This window comes from Pseudomonas sp. R9.37, from assembly GCF_963878885.1.
Classification (GTDB): Bacteria; Pseudomonadota; Gammaproteobacteria; order Pseudomonadales; family Pseudomonadaceae; genus Aquipseudomonas.
The window spans coordinates 502,832-517,453 of the sequence record NZ_CAWNZA010000022.1; the positions used below are offsets into that span (position 1 = coordinate 502,832).

Annotated in this window: 12 protein-coding genes; 5 read left to right on the top strand and 7 right to left on the bottom strand. The window is 62.3% G+C overall.

The features are described from left to right. Positions 1-244: 244 nt before the first annotated feature. The 3 genes from dsbG to dsbD are packed head-to-tail and all read right to left on the bottom strand — an operon-like array spanning position 245 to position 3,554. Positions 245-1,006 carry a thiol:disulfide interchange protein DsbG gene (dsbG, locus tag AACU78_RS14505; protein ID WP_106576498.1) on the bottom strand — a complete coding sequence of 254 codons (762 nt, stop codon included), beginning with the start codon at positions 1,004-1,006 and terminating at the stop codon, positions 245-247. Next, positions 982-1,827: a TlpA disulfide reductase family protein gene (locus AACU78_RS14510; RefSeq protein ID WP_106576499.1), complete on the bottom strand. Its 846-nt coding sequence runs from the start codon at positions 1,825-1,827 to the stop codon at positions 982-984. Before AACU78_RS14510 ends, dsbG begins: the two co-directional genes overlap by 25 nt. Beyond that, on the bottom strand, positions 1,827-3,554 hold the full coding sequence (dsbD, locus tag AACU78_RS14515) for a protein-disulfide reductase DsbD (RefSeq protein WP_106576500.1): 1,728 nt from the start codon (positions 3,552-3,554) through the stop codon (positions 1,827-1,829). The genes AACU78_RS14510 and dsbD overlap by 1 nt, the downstream gene beginning before the upstream one ends. Positions 3,555-3,731: 177 nt before the next feature. Here dsbD and AACU78_RS14520 point away from each other — a divergent pair, with 177 nt between their 5' ends. The 5 genes from AACU78_RS14520 (at position 3,732) to AACU78_RS14540 (ending at position 9,230) form a co-directional block, all read left to right on the top strand. Further along, positions 3,732-4,427: a response regulator gene (locus AACU78_RS14520; protein WP_106576501.1), complete on the top strand. Its 696-nt coding sequence runs from the start codon at positions 3,732-3,734 to the stop codon at positions 4,425-4,427. Further along, entirely contained in the window at positions 4,427-5,746 is a 1,320-nt protein-coding gene (locus AACU78_RS14525) for an ATP-binding protein (protein WP_106576502.1), read from the top strand. Before AACU78_RS14520 ends, AACU78_RS14525 begins: the two co-directional genes overlap by 1 nt. Positions 5,747-5,869: 123 nt before the next feature. Beyond that, complete coding sequence (locus AACU78_RS14530; protein ID WP_106576503.1) at positions 5,870-6,637, top strand: N-acetylmuramoyl-L-alanine amidase; 768 nt, start codon at positions 5,870-5,872, stop codon at positions 6,635-6,637. A gap of 872 nt (positions 6,638-7,509) precedes the next feature. Next, entirely contained in the window at positions 7,510-8,922 is a 1,413-nt protein-coding gene (locus AACU78_RS14535) for an aspartate aminotransferase family protein (RefSeq protein ID WP_106576504.1), read from the top strand. Positions 8,923-9,005: 83 nt separating this feature from the next. Next, a complete protein-coding gene (locus AACU78_RS14540) occupies positions 9,006-9,230 on the top strand; it encodes an MbtH family protein (protein ID WP_028617283.1) in 225 nt (74 codons plus the stop codon). A gap of 113 nt (positions 9,231-9,343) precedes the next feature. Here the strand turns inward: AACU78_RS14540 and AACU78_RS14545 are convergent, their stop codons facing one another. The 4 genes from AACU78_RS14545 to AACU78_RS14560 form a co-directional block, all read right to left on the bottom strand. Next, positions 9,344-10,690 (bottom strand): amidohydrolase, encoded by a 1,347-nt coding sequence (locus AACU78_RS14545; RefSeq protein WP_106576505.1) that lies wholly within the window; start codon positions 10,688-10,690, stop codon positions 9,344-9,346. A gap of 16 nt (positions 10,691-10,706) precedes the next feature. Then, the gene (locus AACU78_RS14550; protein ID WP_106576506.1) at positions 10,707-12,872 is read right to left on the bottom strand and encodes a mechanosensitive ion channel family protein; all 2,166 of its coding nucleotides are present in this window, start codon (positions 12,870-12,872) and stop codon (positions 10,707-10,709) included. Positions 12,873-12,944: 72 nt separating this feature from the next. Further along, positions 12,945-13,121, bottom strand: a complete 177-nt coding sequence (locus tag AACU78_RS14555) for a hypothetical protein (RefSeq protein WP_164487957.1) — start codon at positions 13,119-13,121, stop codon at positions 12,945-12,947. A 210-nt stretch (positions 13,122-13,331) separates the two neighbouring features. Next, the gene (locus AACU78_RS14560) at positions 13,332-14,621 is read right to left on the bottom strand and encodes a M18 family aminopeptidase (protein ID WP_106576507.1); all 1,290 of its coding nucleotides are present in this window, start codon (positions 14,619-14,621) and stop codon (positions 13,332-13,334) included. Position 14,622: the final 1 nt, after the last annotated feature.

Consider the following 14,622-nt stretch of genomic DNA (forward strand, 5'->3'; position numbering starts at 1 on the left):
GGTGAGGATGAGGCGGATCTCGACGTCGCCAATCGGCGGTAGCGCAAAGAGATATCTGGCAGACGTGCCTGATCTCAACCAGCTGTGTTTATGATCTGATCGTTGGCTTTACGAAATAGAATCCGATGCCTGTTTGGGCATCGGATTTTCTGCGTCAAGGCTCAAGTCTTCATCAGTTTTTTATGAATTTGCGTTGCTCGTTTTATGTTGCGGCAAGCCTGAAACATTCTCAGGGAAACGCCGATTACTTCGGCCCCAGAATCTTCGCCAGTTTGTCCGGTGACGGCGCGCCTTGCTGTTGCTGCAACCCGCCCTTGTCATCCAGATAGAAAATCGCCGGCGTCGCCGACAATTCCAGCTCTTCCATCAACTTCATGTTGGCATCGAGCTTGGCTTCGATGTCCGCCGGGATCTTGTCCAGCGCCTGCAATTTGCTGCCTTTACCGGCGGCTTCGTGTTCTTCCAGGGCTTTTTGCGGGTCTTTGGCGGCGAACAGCGCAGCTGACTTGCCCGGGCTGTCCTCACGGATAATGCCCACCATGATGTGGCGCAACTGCACCTTGCCGGCTTTTACCCACGGCCGTGCCTGTTCCCAGAACATGTTGCAGTACGGGCAGTTGGGGTCGCTGAACAGGTAGACGATACGTGGCGCGTTTTTATCGCCGTCCTGAATCCAGTTGCTGTGTTCCATCTTGGCCCAGACTTCCTTGGCCATCGGCGCGTACACCAGTTTTTCCAGGGGCGCGCTGCTCAGGTCTTTACCCTCGGCGTCGTACAGGTTGCCGGCAATCACACTTTTACCGTCGGCGGTCAGGTACAGCGCCATGCCACGGTTCTGGTACTGCGCGGCGTAGCCTGTGAGGCCGCTGGGCGCATCGAACTTGCCAAGAATCTTGGCGCCTTTGGCTTCGATCTGTTTGATCGGTGCCGGCCAGTCTTCGGCCTGGGCCAGAGTGGCCGCGAGCGTCAGCGGCAGCAGGGTCAGCAGGTGGCGGAGGCTTGGCATGTCGGTTTCCTTTCAGGGGCGGTGTCGAAGGGTTCCATGGCACGGGCCAGGCTGGCTTGGGACAGCTCACCGAGGTGGCTGTTGATCAGGCGCCCATCGGCTTGGTAGAACAGCGTGGTCGGCAAGGCCATGGAGCCCACGGCCTGGCCGAGTCGGCCGCTGGCGTCAAACAGCACGTTGTCGAGGGTCAGGCCTTGGGTCGCGAGGAAGGTGCTGACGCTTTGCATGCTTTCGGCCTGGTTGACGAACAGGAAGGTCACGTCGGGGCGCTGGTGCTGGGCGCGCTCCAGTACCGGCATTTCCCGGCGGCACGGTGGGCACCAGGTGGCCCAGAGGTTGATCACCAGCGGGCCGCCTTTGTAGTCGGCCAGTTGCACCACGTCGCCATTGGCGTTGCGCAAGGTGATGTCCGGCAGTTGCGCGCCTTTGTCGTACAGGCTCAGCGATAAACTGGTCAGGCCCCAGAACACTAAGCCGGTGACCACGCCGGCGCTCAACGGTTTGCGCAGGGCAGGGCGGCGCCAGCCGTATAACAGCGCGCCGAGTACCAGTGCAATCACGCCGGGCCAGGCGAGGAAACCGCCGTCGCGCAGGTCGACCATCTGCAGGGGATCGCGGCTGTAATCGCTCCAGTACATCACGACAAAGCTGACGCGCGCGGCCAGCATGCCCAACAGGAACAGGGTGAACAGCACCGATTCGGGGTTTTCGCCGCCACGCTTGGCCACCCGCCAGCCCACCAGGGTGGCGAGTATCAACGCGCTGATCAGTAGGATGTGATTCAGGGCGATGGCGAAGGTGCCGATGGTCAGGGTCAGCATCAGCGTGCGTCTCGGGTTTGCGTCCAGCGTTGCAGGAAGGCGGCGGCATCCACTTCGCCGGTGATGCGTTGGGCGCGGCGTTCTTCACCGTCCGGGCCGATCCACACAAAGCTCGGTGGCCCCGGCACCTTGTAGCGACCGAGCAGCTCACGGCTGGCAGCGTTGTCGGCGGTGACGTCGAGGCGCAGCAGGCGCACATCTTTCAGGGCGTCCATCACCTCAGGTTGGCCGAATACCTGTTTTTCCATGATCTTGCACGACACGCACCAGTCGGCGTAGTAATCCACCAGCACCCATTGGCCCTGGGCCTTGGCACTGTCGAGCTGGGCTTGCAGCACGGCCGGGTCACTGATGGTCATGAACGCGTCATGGGCGCTCGGTGCAGCGGCAACCCGCGAGCCACCGTAGACCTTCAGCGGTTGCCAGAGGTCGTCGCTGCCACCGGCCGCGCCCACCACCAGCACTGCGCCCCACAGGCCCAGCACCAGGGAGCCGGCGCCAAACACTTTGGCCGCCAGCCCGTATTCGCGCGCCAGGCCCCAGCCGCAGTAAGCCATCACCAGGGCCAATACGCCCCACAGGCCGAGCCACAGGCTTTCGCCGACCACCGGGCGAATCATCAGCACCGCGATGCCCAGGAACAGGAAGCCGAAGACGCCCTTGAGCACGTTCATCCAGGTGCCCGGTTTCGGCAGGAAGCGGTTGCCCACCGTCACCAGCAGCAACAGCGGGATGCCAATGCCGATGCCCATGGCGAAGAGGATCAGGCCACCGTGCAACGCATTGCCGCTCTGGGCGATATACAGCAGCGCGCCGGCCAGTGGCGCAGTCATGCACGGCCCCACCAGCAAGCCGGAGAGCGCACCGAGAATGCCGGCGCCCACCAGGCTGCCACCGCTTTGCTGACGGCTGACGTTGTCCAGGCGATCACGCAGGAAGGCCGGTAATTGCAGTTCGAAGAAACCAAACATTGGCAGGGCGAGGATCACAAACAGCGCGGCGAAACTGCCAAGAATCCAAGGCGTTTGCAGCCATGCAGCGAGGTTGCCGCCGAGCAGCGCGGCCAGTACGCCCAGCGCTGCATATACCAGCGCCATGCATATCACGTAGCTGCTGGCCAGCGCGAAACCACGACGCGGGCTCGCGCCACTGCCGACCACCAGGCCTGCCAGAATCGGCAGCATCGGCAGCGAACACGGGGCAAATGCCAGCAGCAGGCCCAGACCAAAGAACACCAGCAGGCTCCAGCCCAGGCTGCGCTGTTGCAGGCCGCTGGCCAGGCTCTGGTCCTGGGCTTGTGCGGTGGCGGCGACGGCGGGGTTGCCGCCCAGGTCCACGGTGATCGACTGTGGCGGGTAGCACAGGCCGGCATCGGCACAACCCTGCCAGCCGAGTTTGACCTGGCCGGTGGCGCCGGCCGGAATCTTCACTTCCAGGCCCTGGCGATACACTTGCTGCTCACCGAAGAACTCGTCGCTGTGGGCTTCGCCCGGCGGTAACGCCGGTTTGTCGGCCAGACCGTCGAACTTCATGCGTTGCTGGTACAGGTAGTAACCGTCGGCAATCTGCCAATACAGCTGGATTTCGCCAGACTCCAGGCGTTCGGAGGTAAAGGTGAAGGCTTTGCCCACCGGGAGGAAATCGGGTTTGCTTTCAAAAGGGTTGCCCGGCGCGGCCTGGGCGAATCCCGCGAACATTACCAGTAGAAAGGTAAACAGATGCCGCATGGTCAAGCCTTAGTTTGGTGCAAGTTAGGGACACAATGTGTGGCGTTGATTAACCGATGATTAACCGGGGGCTATTCTAAAGTGAAGGGCGTGTCTGAGCGCGCCTCTTTTCACGGCATAATCGGCGCTTAATCCGCTGCACCTTTAATTCTCCCCATCTTTCATGAAGGGTTCACCATGCACGTACTGGTCTGTGAAGACGACGAACTGATCGCCAGCGGCATCGTGGCCGGCCTTGGCGCCCAGGGCTTTACCGTCGAACGCGTGGCCACGGCCGCGGCTGCGCGGGCGATGCTCAAGGCGGCCACGTTCGACATCATGGTGCTCGACCTCGGGTTGCCCGACGAAGACGGCCTCAAGCTGCTGCAACAACAGCGCAGCCAGGGACTGGAGATTCCGGTGCTGATTCTGACGGCGCGGGATTCTGTGACCAACCGTGTCGACGGCCTGCAAGCCGGTGCCGACGATTACCTGCTCAAGCCCTTCGACCTGCGCGAGCTTGCCGCCCGCCTGCAAACCCTGCTGCGGCGGGTGGCGGGGCGCCGGGTCAACCTGATCGAACACGGCCGCCTCGCCTACGACCCCAGCAGCCGCGAAACCTTCCTGGGCGGCGAGCCGGTGGATCTTTCCCGTCGCGAACAAGCGTTGTTGCAGGCCTTGTTGCATAACAAAGGCCGGGTGCTGTCCAGCGAACAGCTCAAGGACAGCGTCTACGGTTTCAACGACGAACTGGAAAGTAACGCCCTCAACGTGCATATCCATCACCTGCGGCGCAAATTGGGCAACGGCATCGTCGAGACCGTGCGCGGCCTCGGTTATCGCCTGGGCACGGCCGACGGTGGCGTGGCCGATGATGGAGAACACGCCTCGTGATGAGCCTCCGCCTGCGCCTGACGTTCAAGCTGGGCGCTGCTTTCGTGCTGATCTGGCTGCTGGCGGCGGCCTGGATGCTCAACGATCTGCGCAACCAGATGATGTTTTCCCTCGACCAGCGTCTGGTGGCGTCGGCGCGCATGGTCGCGGGGCTGACCGAGCAGATGCCGGGCCTGGCCAGTGTGAGTGGCGGTACGCACCTGCGCACCGAGCAATTGAATGTGCCGGGGGGCATGGCCTGCCAGGTCAGCTCCCTGCGTGGGGAAATTCTGGCGCGCAGCCACATGACCCCGGATGAAGGCCTGGAGTCGCGCAAGAGTGGCTTTCGCGATCAAGTCATCGACGGCGTCGGCTGGCGCAGTTTCACCCTGTCCCGGGGTGACTTGTTGATCACCACGGCCGACCGCCAGGTGGAGCGCGAGGCGCTGAACCTGTCGATCCTGCTGGCGGCTTCGGTGCCGGTCGGCGTGGCCTTGTTGGGCTGCCTGTGCCTGCTGTGGCTGGGTATCGGCCAGAGTCTGTTGCCGCTCAACCGCATGCGTGACGCGTTGATGCGCCGCAGTGCCGATTCGCTCGAACCCTTGCAGATTCACCCCCTGCCCAGCGAGCTTAAACCGCTGCTCGACACCCAGAACCAACTGTTGCAGCGCATCGCCAAGACCATCGAGCGTGAGCGCCGCCTCACTGGTGATGCCGCGCATGAGTTGCGCAGCCCGCTGACGGCGATCAAGACCCACCTGCAAGTGGCGCGCATGACCGACGGCGCGGCGCGCGACCAATCCCTGGCCCACGCCGAGGAGGGCGCCGACCGCCTGCACCGCACCCTTGAGCAATTGCTGCTGCTGGCGCGGGTGGAAGGCAGCCTGTCGTTTGATGACGGCCTGCAATCGAGCGCTGAACAAGTCGCACGGCTGGCGATCCAGGACGCCAACGCTGGCGACAACCGGCGTATCGACCTGATCCTGTCGGCCAACCTCACCGAGACGCCGGTGGAAATGCCGGTGGCCCTGGCGGTCGCGGCCTTGCGCAACCTGCTGGATAACGCGCTGCGCCATACGCCGGCTGATACCCGTGTTGAACTGAGTGTGTTCACCACTGCCGACACGGTGGTGTTCCGCGTGCGTGATCATGGCAAGCAGATTTCCAGTGAGGACCTGCAATACCTAACCCAACGCTTCTGGCGCAACGGCAGCAGTGAGGGCTGCGGGCTGGGTCTGGCGATTGTTCAAGCGATCGTGCAGCGCTGTTCCTGCTCGCTGAAATTCGACAGCCAGGCGGATGGTTTGCGGGTCGATCTGGGGATGCCGTTGCGGCGCTGAGTACTTTTCTTCAAGCACCAAATAGTTACCGCCTGCCTGACATTCTTCCCTTCAGGATGGCGGTAATTTTTTTGCGCTTGAGCGGGCTGAATGACTCGGCCTGTACTGAAAAGGACGGTTCTTATGTTGGTGGTCGATAGCAGTTTCCCTGCCAGGGGTTTCAATGAGCGTAACGCTGAGCCCGTGCGGCACGTGGTTTTGCATTACACCGCAGCGCCTTTTGCTTCATCCCTGCGTACGCTCACGCAAGACGGTGTCAGCGCTCACTACTTGCTGCCGGATCCGGATGACCCTGGCTACCGCGCCACCGGATATGACGAATTGCGGGTGTTTCGGCTGGTGGACGAGGATAAGCGTGCGTGGCACGCCGGGGTCAGTCATTGGGGTGGGCGGGATGATCTCAATAGCCGGTCGATTGGTGTCGAGGTTGTTAATCTGGCGCGGGATGAGGGGGGCGTGTTTACGTTTCCAGCGTATGGCGAAGAACAGGTTGATGTGCTGATTGCGTTGGTTCGCGATGTGCTTGGGCGCTATCCGCAGATTGGGCCTGCCGATGTGCTCGGGCATTCGGATGTTGCGTATTGGCGCAAGAGCGATCCGGGGCCTCGGTTGCCTTGGCAGCGTTTGTTCGAGGCTGGGGTCGGGGCCTGGTTTGATGAGACGACGCGGGGCATGTATCAGCGGCGGTTTTGTCTTGGGTTGCCGCCGGAGGTTGAGGTGGAGCGGGCGTTTCAGCGGTATGGGTATAAGCCGGCCCAGAATCGCCGGGCGTTTGAGCTGAGGACGCGGGCGTTTCAGATGCACTTTCGGAGTCGGGATTATGGTGGGGTTTTGGATGGGGAGACGTGTGCGATTTTGTATGCGTTGAATGATCGGTATCGGGGGCTTTGAGTGCGTTTTTTTGGGGGGGTTGTACATATCCGTTGCTGCGGTAACGGCCACTTAGGGTTCCGCTCTTACAGCGGGTCACTTTTGGCAAACGCCCGGAATGCCGGCCCAGCCAAAAGTAACCAAAAGGTCTTTGCCCCACCACTCGGCACCTCGCTTAGGCTCGGTGTGCCCTCACTCCGGCTTGAATCCGTGGGCCGCCGCGACGGGCCATCCATGGCCCAACACGGCTAACCCGGCGTCCTGCCGGGTTACCCACGGATTCAAGCCTGCGTTCGGCCAGCGTGGTTGACGGGGCCTGTCAGATCAAAGTCAAAAGCAAAGCACGGCGGCCTAGTAGCCGACCTGAGTGGTTGAAGCAGAAGCGAATCAACAGCACAGCAACGCACCTCTATCTGATGCACTGCGATCCAAATGTGGGAGCGGGCTTGCTCGCGAAGGCGGTGTGTCAGCGACACATGAGCTGACTGACCCACCGCCTTCGCGAGCAAGCCCGCTCCCACAAGTTGACCGAGTTCAGCTGCCAGCACCGCAGTGCTTTTGCTTTTCTGTGGGAGCTGGCTTGCCTGCGATGCAGGCACCTCGGTTTGTCAGGTACACCGGGTTGATGCCATCGCAGGCAAGCCAGCTCCCACTTTTGACTGAGTTCAGCCTTCAAGATCAGGCCGCCTCGCTTTCGCTTTTGATCTAACCACAAGGCCGCCGTAAGAGCGGAACCCCTATCCGCCATTACCAAAAAGCCGGATATACCCCGACCTCAAAAAACCATAACAAGCCTAAATCCCCCACCGCCTGGTGCGTCTCCAGAACATGAAATCCGCGCGCGCGCGGATCGCCAGTTTGGTCACCCCACCCGCGTATTGAGGGATCGAGAGATGTCAGTCGCTACCAGCCGTATCGAAGACGCCCCCGTGCACGCCAGCCCGGCGTCCGCAGAAACACTCTACCAATTCGAAGAAACCCCGATACTGGCCCGCCAACGCCAGCAGGAATCCAACGCCCGCAGCTACCCTCGGCGTATCCCGCTGGCGCTCAAGCGCGCCAAGGGCATCTATGTGGAAGATGTCGAAGGCCGCAGTTTTATCGACTGCCTGGCCGGCGCTGGCACCCTGGCGTTGGGCCACAACCACCCGGTGGTGATCGACGCCATTCAGCAGGTACTGAGCGACGAACTGCCGCTGCACACCCTCGACCTGACCACTCCGGTGAAAGACCAGTTCGTGCAAGACCTGTTCGGCCTGCTGCCCACCGAACTGGCACGTGAAGCAAAAATTCAGTTCTGCGGCCCCACCGGTACCGATGCCGTCGAAGCCGCACTGAAGTTGGTGCGCACTGCCACCGGGCGCAGCACCGTATTGTCTTTCCAGGGCGGTTATCACGGCATGAGCCAAGGCGCGCTGAGCCTGATGGGCAGCCTGGGGCCGAAAAAGCCCTTGGGCGCTTTGCTCGGCAATGGCGTGCAATTTCTGCCTTACCCTTACGACTACCGTTGCCCCTTCGGCCTGGGCGGCGCCGAAGGCGTGCGGGTCAACCTGCATTACCTGCAAAACCTGCTCAGTGACCCGGAAGCCGGCGTGTTGTTGCCGGCGGCAGTGATTGTCGAAGTGGTGCAGGGTGAAGGCGGCGTGATCCCCGCCGATCTCGACTGGCTGCGCGGCCTGCGCCGTATCACCGAGCAAGCCGGTGTGGCGCTGATCGTCGATGAAATCCAGAGCGGCTTCGGGCGCACCGGCAAGATGTTTGCCTTCGAGCACGCCGGCATCATTCCGGATGTGGTGGTGATGTCCAAAGCCATCGGCGGCAGCTTGCCACTGGCGGTGGTGGTGTATCGCGACTGGCTCGACACTTGGTTGCCGGGCGCACACGCCGGAACATTCCGTGGCAACCAGATGGCGATGGCGGCGGGCTCGGCGGTGATGCGCTACCTCAAGCAACACGACCTGGCCGGCCACGCCGCCGCCATGGGCGAACGCCTGGGCGAGCACTTGCGCATTCTGCAGCGCGACTTCCCGCAGTTGGGGGATATTCGTGGGCGTGGGCTGATGCTCGGCGTGGAACTGGTAGACCCGAGCGGCGCAGTCGATATCCAGGGCCATCCGCCTGTGCATCGCCAACTGGCGCCGCTGGTGCAGCGCGAATGCCTCAAGCGTGGCCTGATTCTGGAGCTGGGCGGCCGGCACGGCAGTGTGGTGCGCTTCCTGCCGCCGCTGGTAATTACCGCCGCCGAAATCGACCGCGTTGCCGAGATCTTCGGCCGCGCCCTGGCGGCAGCGGTCGCCACCCTCTAATTTTTCGCACGCTTGGTACGTTTCTACAGATATCAGCGCTGCGCGTGGTGCGCAGCCAGTTCTATGAGCGATGGAGAACAGCAATGACCTCAGTATTTGACCGCGACGACATCCTGTTTCAGGTAGTGGTCAACCACGAAGAGCAGTATTCCATCTGGCCCGACTACAAGGCCGTGCCGGAAGGCTGGCGCACCGTGGGCAAGAGCGGCATGAAGAAAGAGTGCCTGGCTTACATCGAGGAAGTCTGGACCGACATGCGCCCGCTGAGCCTGCGCCAGAAGATGGATGGCGCTGCGCTGGCGGGCTGACCCGCTGTAAATCCAATGTGGGAGCGGGCTTGCTCGCGTATGCGGTGTATCAGCTGGCCCATTCAGTGACTGGCCTGCCGCATTCGCGAGCAAGCCCGCTCCCACATAAAGCGTTATTGCGGTGGGTTGGTGTACAGGTAATCCGTCGCCAACGACGCTAACGTCCGTACCCCCACCACCAGCGCCGACTCATCCACAAAGAAGCCCGGATTATGATTCGGCGCCGCTTTGCTCATGTCCTGATCCCTCGGCGTCACCCCCAGAAACACAAACAGCCCCGGCGCTTGCTTGGCATAAAACGAAAAGTCCTCTGCGCCGCCCACCAATGGGGCCTGCACCACATCATCCCTGGCCGCCCAGCGCAGGCTTGGCAGCATGCGCTCGGTCAGCGCCGGGTTATTGATGGTCGGGTCGTACTTCTCGATGATCGTGACTTCGGCCTTGGCGCCGCCACTCTCGGCGATTTTCTCCACCGTCTGGCGCACGTCGGCGTGCAGCTTCTGACGAATGCCGTAGTCGTAGGAGCGGATGGTGCCGGTCATGTCCACCGACTCGGGAATGATGTTGTAGCGCGTGCCGCCGTTGATGGTGCCAATGCTCACCACCGATGGAAATGACGAGATGTCGGTGCGACGGCTGACCACGGTTTGCAGGCCGACAATGGTCTGCGCGCCGACGGTGATCGGGTCGATGCCGTCCCACGGGCGGCCAGCGTGGGTCTGTTTGCCGAGGATCTTGATGCGCAGGTCATCGGAGCTGGCCAGGGTCGGGCCCGGGCGGTAGGCGATTTGCCCGGCAGGCACGCCGGCCCATACATGCAGGCCGAACACGGCGTCGGGCTTGGGCGCTTGCATCACGCCTTCCTGCACCATCATCTTCGCGCCCCAGGTGTTTTTGCCGTCGGGGATAAAGTCGCTTGGGCCTTCTTCGGCCGGCTGGAAGTAAAACACCACCGTGCCCGGCAGACGGTCGCGCATGCCAGTGAGAATCTTCGCCGTGCTCAGCAGGATTGCGGTGTGGGCGTCGTGGCCGCAGGCGTGCATCACGTCGACTTCCTTGCCCAGGTAGGTGCCCTTGGCTGTGGAGGCGAAGGGCAGGTCGGCGACTTCCTTGACCGGCAGCGCGTCCATGTCGGCGCGCAGGGCGACGGTGGGGCCGGGCAGTGCACCTTTGATGACGGCGACGACGCCGGTGCGGGCCACGCCGGTTTTTACCTCAAGGCCCAGGTCGCGCAGTTGCTTGGCAACCAATTGGGCCGTGCGCGTTTCGGTGTTGCCCAGTTCGGGGTGGGCGTGGATATCGCGGCGCGTTTCCAGCAGGGCCGGTTCGAGGATTTTGGCCTGGGCGGCGATTTCCTCCCGGGCACTGTCCTGGCCGCTGCTGGCGGCAATCACGGCGCTGCTGGCGACCGCGCACAGTGCACCGAAAACCCAGGGGTGTGTCAGACCATTCAAACGCATAAGCAGCTCTTCCTTTTTATTGTTGTGGATCTTTCTCCTGCACGGAGCCTGCGGTCACCACCTGCACGCTCAAGCGCGGCGTGGCCAGATCCAGCCCGGCCTCGTCCAGATGGCGCTTGAGCGACAGGTTGAAGGCCCGCGAGACTTCCCACTGCTTGATCGGCGCAGTCTTGAAGCGCGCCCGCAGGATCGCGCTGCCGGATTCAAAGCTTTCCACGCCCTGAATCTCCAGCGGCGACCAGATGTTGCGGCGTTGCAGTGGGTCGTTGCGCATTTTCTGGCCGACATCGCGCATCAACTTGATCGCGTCGTCGATTTCCATGTTGTAGGGGATCGCCACGCGGAAGATCGCGTAGCCGAATTCACGCGAGTAGTTCTTGATGCTCTTGATTTCGCTGAACGGGATGGTGTGCACGATGCCGTCGATGTCGCGCAGGCGCACGGTGCGGATGGTCAGGCCCTCGACCGTGCCGAGGTGGCCACCGACGTCCACGTAGTCATCAATCGCCAGGGAGTCCTCAATGATGATGAACAGGCCGGTGATCAAGTCCGCCACCAGCGACTGCGCACCGAAACCGATGGCCAGGCCGATCACACCGGCACCGGCCAGCAAGGGCGTGACGTTCATGCCCATGTTCGCCAGCGCGACGATGGCGGCAATGATAAAGATGGTCACGAACAGCACGTTGCGGATCAGCGGCATCATGGTCTGCGCGCGAGCGTTGGCCAGGCCTTTTCGCGAACGGGTCAGGGCATGGTGGATGGCGGTGTCGCTGAGGATCCAGATCAGCCAGGCAAACAGCAGCGTGCCGCCGAGGCCGAACAGCTTGACGCTGATTTCATGGCCGTCACCTTCGGTAAACCGGATCAGCGACAAGCCCCATACGCGCAGGCCCAGTTCGATAAACACCAGCCATACCACCAGATGGGCCAGGGTATAAACGAAGCTTTTCAGGCGCTCGGAGTACAGCGCATGGCGCTTGTGCCCACGCTGCGGCTTGAGCGCGTGACGACGCACCAGGCCATTGATCACCATGCACAACACCAGCAACACCGTGCACAACAATGACTGACGCAGGGCCGTGCTGGTGTCGCCGGCGGACAGGAAGGTGGCAAACAGCGAGATGCCCACCAGCAGCAGCGCCGGCAAATACCAGAAGCTGCCGATGATCGAGAGTGTGTCGGTGAGGGCACGACGCGTCAGGCGGCGCGACAATGGCTGGTTGCGGATCAGGTGAGCGATGGGCCGGCGGAACCGCAGGATAAACACGCCGGTGGACAGCGCGGCCATCACATTGGCGATGGTCGCCGCCGTGTGGGCGAGATGCTGACCGAGGGCCTGCATCATCCGCGGGTCGCTCAGCGCCTCGCCAAAAGCGGCAAAGCTGCCGATCAGCCACAGCGGGCGAAAGGCCTGATGACGCAGGATGTACAGCGCGCGGTGGCGGTGCGGGCCGTCGAGCACCGAAAAGGCAATCACGCAGATGGCCGAGAAGCAGGTACCGACCACCAGCGCGTAAGCCAGCACCATCGCCAAGGATTTACCCAGCGAAGATGGCAGGGCGTAACTCAGGTACACCGTGATCACCAGCGCGATCAACCACGGCCCCAGTTTGCGCAGGGCGAAGCGCAGCATGTCCCAGGTGCGCGGGTGTTGCGGCAGTTCCTCGGGCAGCCCGAAGCGCTCGCGCACACGGTGGCTGAGCCAGATCAGCGCCGCGGCCAGCAGGCTCCACACCGCCAGGATCACGGCAAAACCGAAAATGATTGGCAGCCATTCACTGGCAGGCAGCATCAGGGCGCCGAGTTCATCCTTGGCCAGGTCGACCTCGTTGGACCAGCGTTGCACCGGGCTGTCGGCGCCGGAGAACTGCTGCTCGAGGCCGGACAGCGTGCTGCCGATCAACCCGAGCACGCCTTGTTCGGCGGCGGGTTGGGCTTTTTGCGTGGCTTCGCGCAGTTTCTTCAGGTCGCTCAACAGCTGGGTGCGCTGCTGGTCGTTTTCGAGGGTCTTGATCACTTCGTCCAGCGACTGCCCCAGCGGCACATCGGCCTGGGGTTGAGTCTTGTTGGCGCTGCCAAGCAGGCCGGGCAAGCCCACGGCTTGGGCAGGCGCTATTGGCAGCAACATCAGCAGGGCGATCAGGCAGTAAGAGGGCAGAGCAAAAAGACGCGAGAGCACGAGGCGGTCAACCTTGAAAACGACGAATTGACCGAGTGTACGAGGCCGTTATGCCCAATGCGAGTGCATTTGTCATTCCGCCAGTTTGGCGAGGATCTTGTACACCACGGTGCCGAGGATCAGCAGCATGCCAATCCACATGCCAAACACGCCGACCGGCTTGTCGCGAAAGTTGAAGCCGACGGTCAGCAGGATCATGCCGATGATGATCGGGATGAGCATGGCGTGGAAGGAGGACATGGAGATCATGGGGCGACGGCCTTGTCAGAGTGGGAATACTGACAAGTCTAGGTCGGATTGCTAGAAGTGGGCGTGATATGGGTCAGGTTTGTGCCTGACCAAATGTGGGAGCGGGCTTGCGCGCGAATGCGCAGCGTCAGTCACTGAATCTGTTGACTGATGTACCGCATTCGCGAGCAAGCCCGCTCCCACATTTTTGACTGCGTTCAGCCTGTCAGATCAGGGCAGATCGCGGCTCGCATAGAACGCGCCCAGCACCTTCACCAGGTGCGCCAGGTCGTGGCTGCCGCACAGTTCACGGATCGAGTGCATGGCAAACGTCGGCAGGCCGATGTCTACAGTGCGCACGCCCAGGTTGCTGGCGGTGATCGGGCCGATGGTCGAGCCGCAGCCCATGTCGCTGCGCACCACGAAGCTCTGCACCGGGACTTCCTGGGCCATGCACAGGTGGCGGAAGAAGCCGGCGGTTTCGCTGTTGGTGGCGTAACGCTGGTTGCTGTTGACCTTGATCACCGGACCCGCGTTGAGTTTCGGGCCGTGGTTGGCGTCGTGTTTCTCGGCATAGTTGGGGTGCACACCGTGAGCATTGTCCGCTGACACCAATAGTGATTTCTGAATGGTGCGTACGAATTCATCACCCTCAGGCAACAGGCGGCGCAATGTCTGTTCCAGCATCGGGCCATCGGCACCGCACGCCGAGCAGGAGCCGACTTCTTCGTGGTCGTTGCACACCAGCACGCAGGTTTCGTCGGTTTCGCTGGTGAGCAAGGCTTGCAGGCCGGCGTAGCACGACAGCAGGTTGTCCAGGCGCGCACCGGCGATGAAGTCACCATTGAGGCCAATCACCGCGGCGCTCTGGGTGTCGTAGAAGCTCAGCTCGTAGTCGAGCACCACGTCGGCGTTCAAACCATGTTCACGCGCCAGTTGCTCGGTGAGCACGGCGCGAAAGTCCACGCGTTCGTCACCGGCAAATTGCGCGAGGATCGGTGGCAGCTCGGTCTGCGCATTGATCGCCCAGCCCTGGTTGGCTTCACGGTTCAGGTGAATGGCCAGGTTGGGGATGATGGCGATGGGCAGCTTGAAGTCGATCAGTTGGCTTTCGACTTTGCCGTCACGGCGGAAGGTCACGCGGCCAGCCAGCGACAGGTCGCGGTCGAACCACGGCGCCAGCAGCGCGCCGCCGTAGACTTCCACGCCCAATTGCCAGAAGCCTTGGCGTTGCAGCTCCGGCTGGGGCTTGACGCGCAGGCACGGGCTGTCGGTGTGGGCGCCGACCAGGCGAATCCCGCCTTGCAGCGGCGAATGACGACCGAGCTTGAAGGCGATGATCGACGAATCGTTACGGGTCACGTAGTAACGACCGTTGGCCTCGGTGGTCCAGGTTTCGCGCTCGTCGAGACGCTGATAACCGGCCGCTTCCAGGCGCTGGGCGAGGGCGGCAGTGGCATGAAAAGGAGTAGGGGAGGCCTTGAGGAAGTCGATCAGGCCTTGATTCAACGCTTCGCGCATA

What these genes read in the sequence shown, in the direction of transcription:
- dsbG (WP_106576498.1), bottom strand. Translation starts at nt 1,006, where the DNA reads ATGCCAAGCCTCCGCCACCTGCTGACCCTGCTGCCGCTGACGCTCGCG.
- AACU78_RS14510 (WP_106576499.1), bottom strand. Translation starts at nt 1,827, where the DNA reads ATGCTGACCCTGACCATCGGCACCTTCGCCATCGCCCTGAATCACATC.
- dsbD (WP_106576500.1), bottom strand. Translation starts at nt 3,554, where the DNA reads ATGCGGCATCTGTTTACCTTTCTACTGGTAATGTTCGCGGGATTCGCC.
- AACU78_RS14520 (WP_106576501.1), top strand. Translation starts at nt 3,732, where the DNA reads ATGCACGTACTGGTCTGTGAAGACGACGAACTGATCGCCAGCGGCATC.
- AACU78_RS14525 (WP_106576502.1), top strand. Translation starts at nt 4,427, where the DNA reads ATGAGCCTCCGCCTGCGCCTGACGTTCAAGCTGGGCGCTGCTTTCGTG.
- AACU78_RS14530 (WP_106576503.1), top strand. Translation starts at nt 5,870, where the DNA reads ATGTTGGTGGTCGATAGCAGTTTCCCTGCCAGGGGTTTCAATGAGCGT.
- AACU78_RS14535 (WP_106576504.1), top strand. Translation starts at nt 7,510, where the DNA reads ATGTCAGTCGCTACCAGCCGTATCGAAGACGCCCCCGTGCACGCCAGC.
- AACU78_RS14540 (WP_028617283.1), top strand. Translation starts at nt 9,006, where the DNA reads ATGACCTCAGTATTTGACCGCGACGACATCCTGTTTCAGGTAGTGGTC.
- AACU78_RS14545 (WP_106576505.1), bottom strand. Translation starts at nt 10,690, where the DNA reads ATGCGTTTGAATGGTCTGACACACCCCTGGGTTTTCGGTGCACTGTGC.
- AACU78_RS14555 (WP_164487957.1), bottom strand. Translation starts at nt 13,121, where the DNA reads ATGATCTCCATGTCCTCCTTCCACGCCATGCTCATCCCGATCATCATC.
- AACU78_RS14560 (WP_106576507.1), bottom strand. Translation starts at nt 14,621, where the DNA reads ATGCGCGAAGCGTTGAATCAAGGCCTGATCGACTTCCTCAAGGCCTCC.